Below are 14,932 nucleotides of genomic sequence, written 5' to 3'. Positions count from 1 at the left end.
GGGCTGCGGTAAAGGACCCGCCCGCCCCGGAGCCGCCCTTCGACTTACTCCGGCAGCACGCTCACGCCGGTCACGAAGTACTCGGTATCGCCAAAGCAGGACGTCGGCACATAGATGTGCTGATCGTAGTCCACTGCAACTCTCTTGCCGCTGAGCGTCTCGATCACATGAGCGAGCGAATCGCTGCGCACCGTGAACGAGAAACTGTCCGACCGGAAACCGCGGGCGATGTCGGTATAGAGGGTGCCCTCCCAGGTTTTACAGACGTAGCCCTTCCGGGACATCTTCTGGACGTAGCCGGCCCGCTTGCCACTGGAGTAGCTCCAGCTGAGTGCGATTGTGGCCCAGAGGGCAATCCCAAGGGCCGGAAGGCCGAAGACGCCCAAGACACCCACCGCCAGCCAGTGCCGGCGCAGGAAGGACTGTCGGGGCTTGGGCGCAGGGGTGGCCGACAGGCTCTCGGAGGCGCCTTCGGATGACTCGGACGGCGGAATGGGATCGGACACGGCGGCGACGGGGTTGTGAGTGCAACGACGGGCCAATCTGAGAGACAACTGGCCCGCGGGGGAACTTGGGGAGGAGTCCCTGCCCGCGCTACCTTACGGCTGCCACTCTCAACCGGGTTCAATGGTGTCTTCCGTTCACGGCTTTAGCACTCGTCGTCCTACCGTCACCACCAAGGTGCGCGGTGTCTCTGTCGGCTCCTCGGCACCGATCGTGGTGCAGTCGATGACGAACACCGATACGGCTGACGCCGCCGGTACGGCCGATCAGGTCGCGGCGCTGTTCGAGGCCGGGTCGCAGAAAGTGCGCATCACCGTCAACAACGACGAAGCAGCACAAGCCGTGCCCGAGATCCGGCAGCGGCTGGAAGATCGCGGGTTGGATGTCCCGCTCATCGGAGACTTCCACTACAACGGGCACCTGCTGCTCACGAAGTATCCGCAGTGCGCCGCCGCGCTCGACAAGTACCGGATCAATCCGGGCAACGTGGGCACGAAGCACCGCGACACCAATTTCACGACCATCGTGCAGGCGGCGATCGATCACGACAAGCCGGTACGCATCGGGGTGAACTGGGGATCGCTCGACCAGAACCTGCTCACCGACATGATGGACGCCAACGCGAAGTCGGCCGAGCCGCGCGACGCGAAGGACGTGTACATGGACGCCATGCTCGAGAGTGCGCTGCGCTCCGCCGCGCTGGCCGAAGAAGTGGGTCTCGGTCACGACAAGATCATCGTGAGCGCGAAGATTTCCGTCGTACCCGATCTGGTGGAGTGCTACCGTCGACTCGCCAGGCGCTGCGACTATCCGCTGCATCTGGGGCTCACCGAAGCAGGCATGGGCGCCAAGGGGATTGTGGCTTCCAGTGCGGCACTGGCCATCCTGCTCAGCGAAGGCATCGGCGACACGATTCGCGTGTCACTCACGCCGAAACCGAATGGCGATCGTCGCGAAGAAGTGTTCGTGGCGCAGCAGATTCTGCAGTCGCTGGGCCTGCGCTCCTTCGCGCCGCAGGTGACGGCGTGCCCAGGCTGCGGCCGCACCACCAGCACGTTCTTCCAGCACATGGCGGAAGACATTCAGGGTTATCTGCGCGAACAGATGCCGGTGTGGCGCGAGTCGCGTCCGGGCGTGGTCGAGATGAAAGTCGCCGTGATGGGATGCGTCGTGAACGGGCCGGGTGAATCCAAGCACGCAAACATCGGCATCTCGTTACCGGGCACGTTCGAAGAACCGAAGGCGCCGGTGTACGTGGACGGCAAGCTGTTCACGACCCTCAAGGGCGACAAGATCGTCGAGGAGTTTCTGGTGATCCTCGAGAACTACGTCGAGACGAGCTACGGCGCGACGGCTGGCGTGTAGCGACTAAATCCGGCCCAGCTCCGCGGCGGCGTGCGCGAGTTCGTCGACGATCGGTGCGTTGAAGCCGATCGCGCGCAGTCGTTCGCTCACGCGCACATACTGGCGCACGGTGCCTTCGCGGCCGGCGGCAAACCGTCCCCACACCGTTTCCGGAAAGGATGTGCGGCGCAGATCCGAGAGAATCGAATTCGCGTGGTGCACCTTGTCGGCGGCGCAGACCCACAACGCGTCTTCACTCGCGAGTGAGAGCCGCTCGAGGTAATCGTCCTTGCGATCGTCCGACGAGAGTTCGACGCCATCGTCATCGATGCGACGCTCCGTCACGGACAGCAGCATCTCGAGCATGCTGTTGCCGAACTTGGTGCCGATGCGCTCGTCGAGCGTTTCGCGCGTCCAGCCGTCGCGGACACAATCGCCCACGACATCGTGCAGGATGCCGGCGACCACCGTGTCCTCACCGCACCCGTATCGGGTGAGAATCACCGCGACATTGGCGGGATGCGTGAGATACGGGAGCCGCGTGCCTTTGCGGACCTGCTGATCGTGGTGCTTCGCCGCGAAGGCGAAGGCGTGGTTGATCCGATCGGAGTAGCCGGTCATCGACGGGGCGACTGAGGTGTCAGGCAGGAAGGGGAACATACGTCGCGCGGGCAAACCAAGCCACCAGCTTCTCGAGCCCGTCGCGATCGGCGTCACTGAAGGCGGCCGGAACCGACGAGTCGATATCGAGCACGGCCATCAATGCCCCCGATGCGTCGAACACCGGCACCACGATCTCACTCTGCGATCGCGGATCGCAGGTGATGTGTCCCGGGAAATCATGCACGTCGGCCACCACGACGGTGCGACGCTCGGCCGCCGCCGTCCCGCACACGCCACGCCCGAACGTGATTTCCTGACATCCCAGCGACCCCTGATACGGGCCGACGCGCAACAGGCGCCCGGGCTCGACCACACGGTAGAATCCCGTCCACAGATGACCGAATGCGTGGTGCAGCAGCGCGCTAACGGTCGCCATGCCAGCGATGGCGTCGTCGCTGCCCTCGAGCAGCAACGACTGCATCTCGAGCAGCTGCGCGTACGCGCTAATGCGCGGCTCCGCGCGAAGATCAGGGATGACGGGTTCCATGGGGAAGTAGGGAGTACGGAGTAGGGAGTAAGGAGTAAGGAGTAAGGAGTACGGAGTACGGAGTACGGAGTACGATGTTCACGAGTCAGGTGTACGGAGTATCGCTGAGGACATCCCCTTCCCTACCCCGTACTCCCTACTCCCTACTCCCTATCGCAGCGGCCCAATCGCCAAGATGAGCCGCAGATCAAGTAACGCGAGCGCAATGCCCTGCACCACGACCCCAAAACCGGCGCCGATGCCACCGGGGCGCTGCCCCCAGCGCCAGGCGGTCAGCGCCAGGGTGACACCGACGGCGGCATACCCCACGTCCAGACCGGTGTTCAGCCAGAGCACGTTCAACAGCCTCTGCGTGCCGGCGAAGTCGCGAAAGGCCAATCCGCGCCACGCCCACGCGGCGATGGCGAGGTTCACCGCTCCCCACGCCGCGGTCTGCATCGCAAAATGCCGCAACAGCGGCGCCGTCGTGCGACGCACCATCAACCACGCCAGCAGCGACGTCCCGCTCAACACACACGCGCCGGCCCACAGCGCGAGGCGGATCAGGTGACCACGTTCGAGTGACAACAGCGTATCAGCCCACATACCTCGGAGACTAGCCGACGACCACACAACGCGCCACGGCGCACACCGTTGCCAGGACGCCGGCGGCGCGATTCCTCAGGCCAGCGGGAGATCGGCCGACCAGAGCACCACGGCGCGCACGCGACGCCCGCGATCCTCGAGCTGACGCATGGTGCGGGACAACCAGGCCAGCGTGGTGACACCGGGACGCGCGCAGAGCACGACATCGGTATCAGGCGGCACCTGCTGCTCCAGATCGTGGTCGGTGATGAACACCGCGAGATCATGATGCTTCGCCACCCGTTGCAGATCATCGACCATCGAGGCCGAATCGGATGGCACGCCGACCTCACGACCCGTGTGTTGTGAACGGACGCGACGCGGCAACACGATATCGATGAACGTATCGCGACCGATCGCGAGCGAACGTGGCGCATCCCATCGCGCGTGCCCCGACGTGTCGGACGCCGCACTCGCTGCCCTCGTGGACGACGCAATGGTCAGCACAGACGCGGGGAGCAAAGCGATCAGCGCGCCGCGGTGCTGGGCGGCGTCCACCAGCACCGTGGCCCGAGATTCATGGGCCGCGACCGCCGACAAATTGAGCGCCACCGCCCCGGCCAAGACCGGCTGGTCAGCCACCACTTCGACATGGCGCGATACGTCACCGATGCTGCTGAGCGTGAGATGCAGCAACGGCCACGCCTCGTCGGTGGGCTGCATGACCGGTGGCAACTGGTCATCCGCCCGGCGGCGCGCACGCGTAGCGCGGACCGATGCGGCCATCTCGCGATGGACGATCACCCGTGTGCGCGTGATCGCCTCGAGCTCCTGCGCGTCACCGACCGTGGGACGACGCAGCTCGCGCCATAACACGAACGCGAAACCAAGCACCAAGCCGAGCACCAGAGACGCCAACAGCATCGCCATGGGCGGAATGTCGAGTTGCATGCGCGCGCGGAGCGCATCCCGCTTCGCCTGCAGGTCGGCGTTCAGCGATTGGGCGTCGCGCCAGGCCCGTTCGGTGCGCGCGACGGTGTCCGCAGAGGCCGCACGTGCGTGCTCGAGCGCACTGTCGGGCATTGGCCGCTGCACGACGAGTAGTGGGGCGGCCAGTCCACTGTCCGCGGCGGTGCCGACGGTGGTGCCAACGGCAACGCCGGCCGCATTCGGCAGCGCATTGGATGCGGTCGCGGATGACGCGGCCAGCGCACTGGCGTACGTCGATTCGGCGAGGCGCGTGAGGCGCTGTCCGAGCGGCGTGAGCCGCGCCGTCATGGAGGCATATCGCGCGTCGGGGCCACTCAGCGCCGCGTACGCTTCGCGCTCAGCGTGCAGCTGTTCGATCGAGTCGATCATGGCGTGAGCGCGCGCGTCATCGCGCAGCAGCCGGGTGTCCGCCAGTGCCCGATAGCTCTCCACCAGTGGGGCCTGACGAATACGCACCAGCTGTCGCTGCAAGTCTGCGGTGGCGCTGTCCCGCACGATCACGACCGGGGCGACGGTCGCGGTGTCGGGGAACGCCGTGGGGGCGCGCGGCGCGGTGGCATCGGCGCGTGACGCAATCGCCGCGGCCGCGATCGATGTTTCGAGACGGGTCAGTTCACGACGCGCAGCCAGCAGTTCGACCTGCAGCGCCAGCGTATCGCGCGTCGGCGGCAGCGCGGCAATCTGGGCCGCGAGGGCACGATCGACCTGACGTGGCAGCAGCACGAACAGCAGCAGCGCCGCGATCACGACTAGCGCGCCGATCGAAGCAATCAACAGGCCATGGCGTGCGGCATTGCGCGTGCGGGCGGCCAGCCAACGCGCGCGCTGACCGGCGCGCGGCCGCGTGGCGGTGAGCGGCGTGGGCGCGGCGTGTTCGGCGGTAGCCGACGCCGGAGGAGGCAGCGTGGGAAGGATGGACATGAGACTCTACAAACGAACGCGGGGGCTGGCGATGTTCGCCAGCCCCCGCGGTTTCCTGCCGAACGGAGACCGTTCGAATTACTTGACCGTGATCACGCCCTTCATGTTCATGGCAAGGTGCGGCGTGCAATTGTAGGCATACTCGCCAGCCGCCATGCCGCCGAACGAGATCGTGTAGGTCTCGTCCGCGTTCAGCATCATCTTGCCCGAGAGCTCACCCGACTGCTCCGGCATGTTCGCCGAGAGCTGCGCCTTCGCGGCGGCCGGAACCACGGCCGGATCGAACGCGACGTTGTGCGGGCCACCGCTGATCATGATGAACTTGACACCGTCGCCGGCGGCAATCGTGAGGTTGGCCGGCTCGAAACGGTAGCCAGCGCCGTCGCCGATCATCTTCACTTCGTGCGTCGTGCCCGTGATCGGGGCCATTGCGCCCGCCGCAGCCGGAGCCGCAGCCGGAGCCATGGCCGTCGTGTCACCAGCCGGAGCCGCCGCCGAATCCGTCGTGGCCGCCTTGTCTCCACCGCACGCGCCCAGCACGATCGCTGCGCCCGTCACTACTGCAAAACCGAGAAACCGCATGTCGAGAGGCCTCCTAGAGCCTGATCGAAAATTTTTACCTTTCTACAGGACGAGTCCTGTGCGCGTAGGGCCCTACGAGCATTGTGAAGTTATTCACAAGCCCCCGCCGCGCCAAGGGCCGTCGGGGTTTTCCTCCTTGACGGGCGTTCCGTGTCCCACTACGCTCCTCTCAATCATGCAGAGCATCCGCCACCATCATGCGCATTGCAGCCACGGCCATACGGGTCGGGGCGCTTCGTGTATGCCACGGTGACCAGCACAGCTCGCTGATCCCGCAGCACCCAAGCGATCCTCGGCCCGTCCCTTCCGGACGGGCCGTTTGTTTTTTCCCGTCCTGCTCTCCTTTCCCAGACCGTCATGCTACGAATCGCGCTGCCCAACAAAGGGCGCCTGAGTGAAGACACCCGTGAGTTGTTCAACGACGCTGGTCTCGAGGTCCGCTCGTCGGGAGAGCGCGCCCTCACGGCTTCCTTGGGGGGAGAGTTCGAAGCCATCTTCGTGCGCGCCCAGGACATTCCGGAGTTCGTCGCCGACGGCGCCGCCGATGTCGGCGTGACCGGCATGGACCTGGTCAATGAGTCGGGACGGGACCTGCGCTCCCACCTTGACCTCGGCTTCGGCCGCTGCCGCCTCGTGGTGGCCGCCAAGGACGACTCGGGCATTCGCGCCATCGAGGACATCGGCGCCGACGGCAAGGCGGCCCGCGTCGCCACGGTCTTCCCCCGCATCACGCGCACCTTCTTCGAGTCGCGCGGCCGCCCGGTGGAAGTCGTGCCGGTGTCCGGGGCCGCCGAAATCGCTCCCCACTTGGGCATTGCCGACATCGTCGTGGATCTCACGTCGACCGGCTCGACGCTCAAAATGAACGGGCTGCGGGAGATCGAGACGGTCATGCAGTCGAGCGCCCACCTCGTCACCGCCGTCAACGGCCCCCGCAATGGCGATCCGTCGCGCGTCCAAGAACTGAACGACCTCGTCACCGCGCTCGGGTCGGTGATCCGGGCCCGCGGCCAGCGTTATCTCATGGCCAACGTGCCTCGCGCCGCCCTCGATGAGGTCCGCGCCGTGCTTCCCGGGCTCAACGGTCCGACGGTCATCGAGATTGCCGATCACGGGAAGTACGTGGCCGTGCACGCGGTGGTCAGCGCGGATACGATTTACCGCACCATCTCCCAGCTCCGCGCCCTTGGCGGTGAAGGTATTCTCGTGACCCGCATCGAAAGGCTCGTGCCGTGACCGCTGCCACTGCGCTTGCGCTGCGCGCACGCGGACCGCTTGCCGAGCTCGACGCCACGGCGCGCCGGGCAATCGTGGACCGCTCCTCGACGACCGACACGACCGTTCGGAGCCGAACGACCGCGATCATCTCGCGCGTCCGGGAGGAGGGCGATGCCGCGCTCCTCGCCTTCGCGCGGGATTTTGACCGGGTCGAGCTACCCGCGATCGAGGTGCCGCGCGCGGCGTGGGATGCGGCGCTGGCGTCGCTGGACCCCGAGCTGCGCCGGGTGCTGGAGCGATCGGCCCGCAATATCGCCGCCGTGCACGAGGCCTTCCGCCCGACGGCGACCGAATGCTCTCCCGAACCCGGTATCCGTGTGGGTCGGCGTCCCGACCCGCTCGGTCGCGTGGGGATTTATGCACCGGGCGGACGCGCTGCCTATCCGAGCTCGCTCCTGATGGGCGCGATCCCGGCCCGGGTAGCAGGGGTGGGCGACGTGATCGTCTGCTCGCCGCCGGGCCCCGATGGATTGCCGTCCGCCGTGGTGCTGGCCGCGGCCGCACTGGCTGGAGTGGATCGGGTGTTCGCGCTGGGCGGCGCTGGGGCCATCGCTGCGATGGCGATCGGCACCGCGACAGTGCCACGCGTGGACCGCATTATGGGTCCCGGCAACGCCTTCGTGGCCGAAGCCAAGCTGCAGCTGGTGGCCGACGTGGCGATCGACTCGCCGGCCGGCCCGAGTGAACTGCTGATCCTGGCCGACCATACCGCCAACCCGTCGGCGCTGGCCCGCGAACTGATGGCGCAAGCCGAGCATGACCCCGACGCGGCCGTGATTGCCGTGCTGGTCGGCACGCCGGATCAGGCGTCGGTGCTGTCCGACGCGCTGGAAGCCGAGACGCTCGCCCAGATCGCGCAGGCTCCGCGAGCGCAGATCGTGCGCGAGTCGCTCTCCGCGCGTGGCGCAATCGTGTCAGTGGCATCGATGGCCGATGGCGTCGCCTTCGCCAATGAATGGGCGGCGGAACACCTGCTGCTGGTGGTCGAAGCGTCGGTGCGTGCCGATACGCTGGCGGCGCTGCGCAGCGCCGGCACGATCTTCGTGGGGGAATCGAGTTCGGTGGCCTTCGGTGATTACATGACCGGCGCCAACCACGTGCTGCCAACGGCTGGCGCAGGTCGCAGCTACTCCGGTCTTTCCACCCTCGACTTCGTGCGGTGGACCACGTGGCAGGAAGTCTCGCCCGCCGCGGCCGACCGCCTGTCGCGCGACGTGGGCATTTTTGCCGACGCCGAAGGATTGCCGGCGCACGCCGCCGCGGCGCGCGCATGGGGCGTGAACGCATGACCGCACCGATGACGGACAACACGCAGCGACTGGCCGTGGCGCGCGCGGCGTACGAGGCCGTGCCGCTGTACGATCCGAAGCGCGTCCCGGTGGATCTCGATCTCACCGACAACACCAATTTGTGGGGCGTACCACCGGTGGCCGAGCACACGTGGCGCGAATTGCCGGTGTCGCGCATCACGCGCTATCCCACACTGTACGCGGCGGAGCTCAAGCAAGCGCTCGCGGCCTTCGTTGGTGTCTCGGCGGACATGATCGTCACCGGCTGCGGCTCCGATGATATTCTCGACAGCGCCATGCGCGCGTTCGGTGAACCGGGCGATCTCGTGGCCGGGCCGGAACCGTCGTTTGCCATGATTCCGATTTTCGCACGCATGAACGCGCTCGACTACGCTGGCTGCGTGGAGTTGCCATCGCATCAGCCCGACATCGATGCGTTGCTCGCCACCACGCCGAAGCTGCTGTATCTTTGCTCTCCCAACAATCCCACCGGTGCGCTGCTGGCCCGCGACACCATTGAGCGTGTACTGCGCGAAGCGCCCGGCGTGGTGTTTCTCGATGAAGCCTATGCCGAATTCGCGGGTGTATCGTCGGTCGATCTGGTGCGGCAATTCGATCGCCTGTTGGTGATCCGTACGATGTCGAAGGCGTTCGGACTGGCCGGGCTGCGCATCGGCTACGCCATCGGGCAGCCGTCGCTGGTCATGGAAGTGGAGAAGTCGCGCGGGCCGTACAAGCTGAACGCGATGGCGGAACTCACGGCCCTCGCGGCATTGCAGCACGATATGCCGTGGGTGAATGAGCACATCGCGCTGGCGGTTACACTGCGCGAGCGACTGGCCGATGCGCTCCGCACGCGCGGATTCGCACCGCTCGCGTCGCACGCGAACTTCGTGTGCGTGCCGGTGGCCGACTGCGTAAACGTAGGGCTGGCGCTGCGTGAGCGCGGCGTGGCCGTGCGTCCGTTTCCGGGACTGCCGCACGTCGGCGACACGTTGCGTATCAGCGTCGGACCATGGCCGCTGCTTGAGCGTTTTCTCGTCGCGTTCGATGAGGTGATGGCCGCACGGAGGACGACATGACCCAGGCCTTACGCGTCACCGTCTTCGATTACGGCGCCGGCAATCTGCACTCGCTGGTGAAGGCGATCGAAGCGGGCGGCGCGGTGGTGCACGTGGAAACCGACCCCGTGCTCGCGGTGCGTGACACCGACGCGTTGATCCTGCCGGGTGTGGGTGCGTTCGCGCCGGCCGCCGCACGGCTTGCGCCCGGGCGTGAGGTCATGCGCGAGGCCTTGCTGGCCGGACTGCCCGCGCTCGGCATTTGCCTGGGCATGCAGCTGCTGTTCGACGGCAGCGACGAGGGGCCCGGCCAAGGTCTGGGTGTCGTGGACGGACAGGTCACGAAGCTGGTGGCCGCGCAGATTCCCCAGATCGGCTGGAATCGCCTTGAAGACGTCACCGACCCGCTGCTCGTGGCATCGGGGCTCGACGTCGCGTACTACGCCAACAGTTTCGTCTGTCGGCCGACCGTCGAGTCTGTGCCGTTTATGAGCGCGTGGAGCGAACATGACGGCGACCGCTTCCCCGCGTCGGTTCGACGCGGCAACATCATCGGCACGCAGTTCCATCCGGAAAAGTCGAGTGCTCCCGGCGTGGCGTTCGTGCGTGCGTTTCTGCAGTTCGCCGCTTCCCTCAGGAGTGCGTCATGATCGCTGTGCCCGCGGTGGACCTGCGTGGTGGCAAATGCGTGCAGCTCGTCGGTGGAGACTACGACGACGAGCGGGTGCGTCTCGATGATCCCGGTGCCGTGGCGGCCGAATGGGTGCGCATCGGCTTCACGCGGTTGCATATCGTCGATCTCGATGCGGCCACCGGCCGTGGTCAGAATCACGAAGTCATCCGTGAGATCCTGCGCGACGCCACGGTGCCCATTCAGGTCGGTGGTGGCGTACGCGACGAAGCGCGGATCGAGCGCTTGCTCGAGGAAGGCGCGTCGTGGGTGGTGGTGGGCACGCGTGCCATTGAAGACGAAGACTGGCGCCGCGAGATGGCCGACACGTTTCCCGGCCGCCTGATCATCGCGGCCGATGTGCGCGAGCGGAACGTGGTCACGCGCGGCTGGGCGGAGACTTCACAAATCGACGTGATCGACTTCGTGTCCGAGCTTGCCCAGCTTCCGCTGGCGGGGGTGCTGGTCACTGCCGTGCATCTCGAAGGCAAGATGGCAGGTACTGATCTTCCGCTCATGGAAGACGTGGCCGAGGCGAGCCAGTGGCCGGTATTCGCCTCGGGTGGTGTGACGTCGTTGGACGATATGCGTGCGCTCGAACACCGCGGCCTGTCCGGCGCGGTGCTCGGCATGGCGCTTTACACGGGCGCGCTCGATGCGCGCCGTCTCGCAGAGGAGTTCGGCGCATGACCGTTGTGATTCGCGAATCGAAGGAAACCCAGATCCGCTTGGCTATCACTGCCGGCACCGGTGTCGCCACCGTGTCCACCGGTGATGTCTTTCTCGATCACATGCTGGTGGCATTCGCACGCTATGCAGGCGTGGATCTCGATGTGCAGGCCACCGGCGACATGCGGCATCACCTCATCGAAGATGTGGCCATCACGCTCGGTCAGGCGGTCGCCGCCTTCGCACCGGCCGGCTGCGCGCGCTATGGCGAGCGCACGGTGCCGATGGACGACGCCCTCGTGCAGGTGGTGCTCGATATCGGCGGACGTCCCTACTACGAGGGCAGGCTGCCGTCGAATCTGTACGAACACTTCCTGCGCTCATTCGCCGACAACGCGAAGGCGACCCTGCATGTGCGCGTGATTCGGGGCTTCGACAAGCACCACATCATTGAAGCGGCCATCAAGGGGCTGGGCTTTGCGCTGCGCGAGGCGCTGGTGGAAACCGGCGCGGTGTTCAGCACGAAGGGCAGCGTGCGTCTCGAGATCACGGACTCGTGATTGTATGCTGACGCGACGGGTGATCGTGTGCCTTGATGTGAAAGGCGCTCGGGTGGTAAAGGGCGTGCAGTTCGAAGGGCTGCGTGATGTCGGTGATCCGGTCGCGCTGTCGGAGCGCTACGAGCGCGAGGGCGCCGATGAGATCACGTTCCTCGACATCTCCGCCAGCGCCGAAGAGCGGGCGACCCTGCTCGATGTGGCGCGACGCACGGCCGAACGGCTGTTCATTCCGCTCACCATCGGCGGCGGCGTCCGGACGTCGGACGATGTGGCGCGTGCGCTGCGAGCCGGCGCCGACAAGGTGTCGGTGAACTCCGCCATCGTGACGCGGCCGGAGCTGCTCACGGAAGCGGCCGACCGCTTCGGGGCACAGTGCGTGGTGGCCAGCATCGATGCCAAGCGCGACGCCAACGGCGTGTACAAGGTGTGGGTGAAGGGCGGCCGCGAAGAGACGCCGCTCGAGGCGGTGGCGTGGGCGCAGGAATGCGTCGCGCGCGGCGCCGGCGAGATTCTGCTGACCTCCATCGACCGCGACGGTGCACGGACGGGATACGACCTCTCCATCACGCGCGCCGTAGCCGACGCCGTGCACGTGCCGGTGATCGCGTCGGGCGGCGCCGGCGTTGCGCAGCATCTGGTGGATGGGATCGTGCAGGGCCGTGCCGATGCGGTGTTGGTGGCGGGCATCCTGCACGATGGCGTCACCACCGTACAGGCCCTGAAGCAGGTGATGCGCGAGGCGGGACTGCCCGTGCGTGTGACTAGCAGCGGCGTGGCCGCATGACGCACGTCACGACGCATGCCGAAAGTCCAGCGGTGCTGCTGCAGGCGGCGGCCGAAGTGGCGGAGTACGCCGCGGCGATTGCGATGCAGTGGTATCGCACCGATGTGAACGTCGAGATCAAGGGCGATGGCTCGCCCGTGACCATCGCCGATCGCGAAGCGGAGCGTGCCGCGCGGGCGTGGCTGGCGCAGCGCTTTCCGCACGATGGCGTGTTCGGCGAGGAGCTCGACGACGAGCGCGGTGACGCACCACGGCGCTGGATTCTCGATCCCATCGATGGGACAAAGGCGTTTGTGCGCGGGGTGCCGCTGTGGGGCACGCTCGTGGCCTGCTGCGAGGGTGACACCGTGATCGCCGGCGCCGCCTGTTATCCCGCCGTGCGGGAAACCGTTGCCGCTGCGCTCGGTGAAGGCTGCTGGTGGAACGGATCGCGCGCCTCGGTATCGCGCGTGGCGAACTTGCATAGCGCGACCACGCTGATCACCGATGATCGATTTCTGGAGCGCCCGCACCGGCGCGCGAAGTGGCACGCGCTGTCGTCGGAAGCCGCGGTGGCGCGTACCTGGGGCGACTGTTACGGCTACCTGCTGGTGGCCACCGGCCGCGCTGAAGCGATGATCGACGATATCGTCAACCCGTGGGACGCCGCCGCGATGTATCCGCTGATCACGGAAGCGGGCGGCCGCTTCACCGACTGGCGCGGTCGCGATACCGCGTTTGGTGGCGATGTGATCGCCACCAACGCCGCCCTGGGCGACACAATCCGGCCGTATCTGGTCGACCCTTTTGATCCTGCTGCTGGAGCATCGGTATGAGTGAACCCGTGCGCGCCGTCGTCTTCGACCTCGACCAGCTCGACTTCACGAAGAGCGGTGGTCTCGTGACCGTCGTCACGCAGGATGTGGCGAACGGCGCCGTGTTGATGGTGGCGCATGCGGATCGCGAGGCGCTCGAGTACACGCTGCGCACTGGGGAGATGCACTACCGGTCGCGCTCGCGTGGCTTATGGCACAAGGGTGGCACGAGCGGCAACGTCCAGCGCGTGGTGTCGCTCACGGCCGATTGTGATGCCGACGCGGTGCTCGCCCGCGTTGTGCCGGACGGTCCAGCCTGCCACAACGGAACGACCTCATGCTTTAGCGAGGCGGCGCTGCAGGCCGACATATTCGCGACGCTCGATGCCACCATCACGTCGCGCCTGCAGACGACCGACGGCACGTCCACGAGCTACACGCAGCGACTGCTCGGCGATCGCAACCTGCGGTTGAAGAAGCTCGGTGAAGAAGCCGTCGAGTTGGCAACGGCCTGCGTGGACGGTGACGTCGAGCGGGCGACGGAGGAGACCGCGGACCTGCTGTATCACGCCCTGGTGGCACTGCGAGCGGTGGGTGGCTCGCTCGACGGTGTGCGCGCCGTCCTTTCGTCCCGGGCAAAGTAAGCGGCACGGCGCATGCAATGATGGCGGGTGCGGCGGCGGCGACCCATTCGGGGTGGCACCGACCGCATCCGTCTGGATGATGCCATGCTACGCTGGGCACTCGGGTTCCTGATCGTTGCACTGATCGCTGCTGGATTTGGATTCAGCGGTATCGCTACCGTTTCCGTCACCGCTGCGAAGATGCTCGTCGTGATCTTCGTCGCGTTGTTCGTGGGGACGCTGGTGATGGGATTGATCTCCGGACGGCGGTCCGCGCGCTGACACCTTCGCGCCGGATTGTATCGCAGGCCACCAAGGCCTGCGATTCCTAGAATTTCGGAGCCATCAATGCACACACCTGCCAAGACACTGCTGCTCCTGTCGCTCGCGACAGGTCTCACCGCTTGCAAAGGTGACAGTGACGCCGACACGAAGGCGGTAGAAACGACCACAGCCGAAGGCAGTCTGGCCTCGGCGTCCGCCGATGCCGCCGACCGTCGCGGCGTTTCGATGGTCCGCATGATCAACGCACTGCCGAGCGCCAAGGATGCGTCGGTAAGCGTCGACGATCGCGCCATGTTCAGCGGCATCGGTTTCAAGACCGTGACGCCGTATTCGGAGCTCAAGGACAACATCGCGAAGTTCCGGCTGCAAGCCGGCGACCGCGATACCACGATCGCGTCGAACAACGAGATCATGATGGACGGCTCGCGCTATTCGCTCGTTGCGTTGCCGGAAGGCAATGGCAGTGTGCGTCTGCGCGTGCTGAAGGATGAACTCACAACCGACAGCACGAAGGCTCGCCTGCGCGTCATCCATGGTGTCAATGGCGTCGGCGAAATCGATGTCGTGATGGCCGGGATGACGGAGCCGTTCTTCGACAATGTGAATCTCACGTCGGAAGCCGGCTTTAAGAACATCGATCCCGTGAAGACCACGGTGACGGTGAACATCGACGGCAACGGTAAGCAGTTGCTGAAGCGTGAAATGGACTTCAAGGCAGGTCATTCGTACAGCGTGGTGCTCACGGGCGCGGCCGGACAGCGTGTCGAAGCCATCGTGATCGACGACCAGGCCATCAGCAATGCAAAGATGATGATGCTGGATTCGCTCAAGAAAGCGCCTTGATCTGATGAGAACCGAACCGGA

18 protein-coding genes are annotated in these 14,932 nt (G+C 66.1%); 12 read left to right on the top strand and 6 right to left on the bottom strand.

Annotation, left to right across the window (positions count from 1 at the left end):
* Window positions 1–44: 44 nt before the first annotated feature.
* The gene (locus RMP10_RS20760; RefSeq protein ID WP_310571994.1) at window positions 45–506 is read right to left on the bottom strand and encodes a hypothetical protein; all 462 of its coding nucleotides are present in this window, start codon (window positions 504–506) and stop codon (window positions 45–47) included.
* Window positions 507–627: 121 nt separating this feature from the next.
* On the opposite strand from RMP10_RS20760, the gene ispG reads away from it, so the two are divergent.
* Window positions 628–1,869: a flavodoxin-dependent (E)-4-hydroxy-3-methylbut-2-enyl-diphosphate synthase gene (ispG, locus tag RMP10_RS20755; RefSeq protein WP_310571993.1), complete on the top strand. Its 1,242-nt coding sequence runs from the start codon at window positions 628–630 to the stop codon at window positions 1,867–1,869.
* Window positions 1,870–1,872: 3 nt separating this feature from the next.
* Here the strand turns inward: ispG and RMP10_RS20750 are convergent, their stop codons facing one another.
* The 5 genes from RMP10_RS20750 to RMP10_RS20730 all read right to left on the bottom strand — a co-directional run bounded on the left by RMP10_RS20750 (window position 1,873) and on the right by RMP10_RS20730 (window position 6,055).
* Window positions 1,873–2,469 carry an HD domain-containing protein gene (locus RMP10_RS20750; RefSeq protein ID WP_310571992.1) on the bottom strand — a complete coding sequence of 199 codons (597 nt, stop codon included), beginning with the start codon at window positions 2,467–2,469 and terminating at the stop codon, window positions 1,873–1,875.
* 19 nt (window positions 2,470–2,488) lie between these two features.
* Window positions 2,489–2,998: a GAF domain-containing protein gene (locus RMP10_RS20745; protein WP_310571991.1), complete on the bottom strand. Its 510-nt coding sequence runs from the start codon at window positions 2,996–2,998 to the stop codon at window positions 2,489–2,491.
* Window positions 2,999–3,148: 150 nt separating this feature from the next.
* A complete protein-coding gene (locus RMP10_RS20740; protein WP_310571990.1) occupies window positions 3,149–3,583 on the bottom strand; it encodes a hypothetical protein in 435 nt (144 codons plus the stop codon).
* Window positions 3,584–3,658: 75 nt separating this feature from the next.
* A complete protein-coding gene (locus RMP10_RS20735) occupies window positions 3,659–5,473 on the bottom strand; it encodes a hypothetical protein (RefSeq protein WP_310571989.1) in 1,815 nt (604 codons plus the stop codon).
* 78 nt (window positions 5,474–5,551) lie between these two features.
* Window positions 5,552–6,055, bottom strand: coding sequence for a plastocyanin/azurin family copper-binding protein (locus tag RMP10_RS20730; RefSeq protein ID WP_310571988.1), 504 nt, complete (start codon window positions 6,053–6,055; stop codon window positions 5,552–5,554).
* A gap of 357 nt (window positions 6,056–6,412) precedes the next feature.
* On the opposite strand from RMP10_RS20730, the gene hisG reads away from it, so the two are divergent.
* The 11 genes from hisG to RMP10_RS20675 all read left to right on the top strand — a co-directional run bounded on the left by hisG (window position 6,413) and on the right by RMP10_RS20675 (window position 14,911).
* Window positions 6,413–7,291 (top strand): ATP phosphoribosyltransferase, encoded by an 879-nt coding sequence (hisG, locus tag RMP10_RS20725; RefSeq protein ID WP_309669586.1) that lies wholly within the window; start codon window positions 6,413–6,415, stop codon window positions 7,289–7,291.
* On the top strand, window positions 7,288–8,622 hold the full coding sequence (gene hisD, locus RMP10_RS20720; RefSeq protein ID WP_310571987.1) for a histidinol dehydrogenase: 1,335 nt from the start codon (window positions 7,288–7,290) through the stop codon (window positions 8,620–8,622). Before hisG ends, hisD begins: the two co-directional genes overlap by 4 nt.
* Window positions 8,619–9,704, top strand: a complete 1,086-nt coding sequence (locus RMP10_RS20715; RefSeq protein ID WP_310571986.1) for a histidinol-phosphate transaminase — start codon at window positions 8,619–8,621, stop codon at window positions 9,702–9,704. Before hisD ends, RMP10_RS20715 begins: the two co-directional genes overlap by 4 nt.
* Window positions 9,701–10,333: an imidazole glycerol phosphate synthase subunit HisH gene (gene hisH, locus RMP10_RS20710; RefSeq protein WP_310571985.1), complete on the top strand. Its 633-nt coding sequence runs from the start codon at window positions 9,701–9,703 to the stop codon at window positions 10,331–10,333. Before RMP10_RS20715 ends, hisH begins: the two co-directional genes overlap by 4 nt.
* Window positions 10,330–11,043 (top strand): 1-(5-phosphoribosyl)-5-[(5-phosphoribosylamino)methylideneamino]imidazole-4-carboxamide isomerase, encoded by a 714-nt coding sequence (hisA, locus tag RMP10_RS20705; RefSeq protein ID WP_310571984.1) that lies wholly within the window; start codon window positions 10,330–10,332, stop codon window positions 11,041–11,043. The genes hisH and hisA overlap by 4 nt, the downstream gene beginning before the upstream one ends.
* Window positions 11,040–11,582, top strand: a complete 543-nt coding sequence (locus RMP10_RS20700; protein WP_310571983.1) for an imidazoleglycerol-phosphate dehydratase — start codon at window positions 11,040–11,042, stop codon at window positions 11,580–11,582. The genes hisA and RMP10_RS20700 overlap by 4 nt, the downstream gene beginning before the upstream one ends.
* 4 nt (window positions 11,583–11,586) lie before the next feature.
* Window positions 11,587–12,366, top strand: coding sequence for an imidazole glycerol phosphate synthase subunit HisF (hisF, locus tag RMP10_RS20695; RefSeq protein ID WP_310571982.1), 780 nt, complete (start codon window positions 11,587–11,589; stop codon window positions 12,364–12,366).
* Complete coding sequence (gene hisN, locus RMP10_RS20690; RefSeq protein ID WP_310571981.1) at window positions 12,363–13,181, top strand: histidinol-phosphatase; 819 nt, start codon at window positions 12,363–12,365, stop codon at window positions 13,179–13,181. Before hisF ends, hisN begins: the two co-directional genes overlap by 4 nt.
* Window positions 13,178–13,804 carry a bifunctional phosphoribosyl-AMP cyclohydrolase/phosphoribosyl-ATP diphosphatase HisIE gene (gene hisIE, locus RMP10_RS20685; protein ID WP_310571980.1) on the top strand — a complete coding sequence of 209 codons (627 nt, stop codon included), beginning with the start codon at window positions 13,178–13,180 and terminating at the stop codon, window positions 13,802–13,804. Before hisN ends, hisIE begins: the two co-directional genes overlap by 4 nt.
* Window positions 13,805–13,888: 84 nt before the next feature.
* On the top strand, window positions 13,889–14,065 hold the full coding sequence (locus tag RMP10_RS20680) for a DUF1328 domain-containing protein (RefSeq protein ID WP_309669595.1): 177 nt from the start codon (window positions 13,889–13,891) through the stop codon (window positions 14,063–14,065).
* Window positions 14,066–14,131: 66 nt separating this feature from the next.
* The gene (locus RMP10_RS20675; protein WP_309669596.1) at window positions 14,132–14,911 is read left to right on the top strand and encodes a DUF4397 domain-containing protein; all 780 of its coding nucleotides are present in this window, start codon (window positions 14,132–14,134) and stop codon (window positions 14,909–14,911) included.
* Window positions 14,912–14,932 lie beyond the last annotated feature (21 nt).

The sequence above is a fragment of the Gemmatimonas sp. genome (genome assembly GCF_031426495.1).
GTDB lineage: Bacteria > Gemmatimonadota > Gemmatimonadetes > Gemmatimonadales > Gemmatimonadaceae > Gemmatimonas.
Note: the sequence above shows the minus strand (reverse complement) of the source record. Positions and strands in the feature narration are given on the sequence as shown.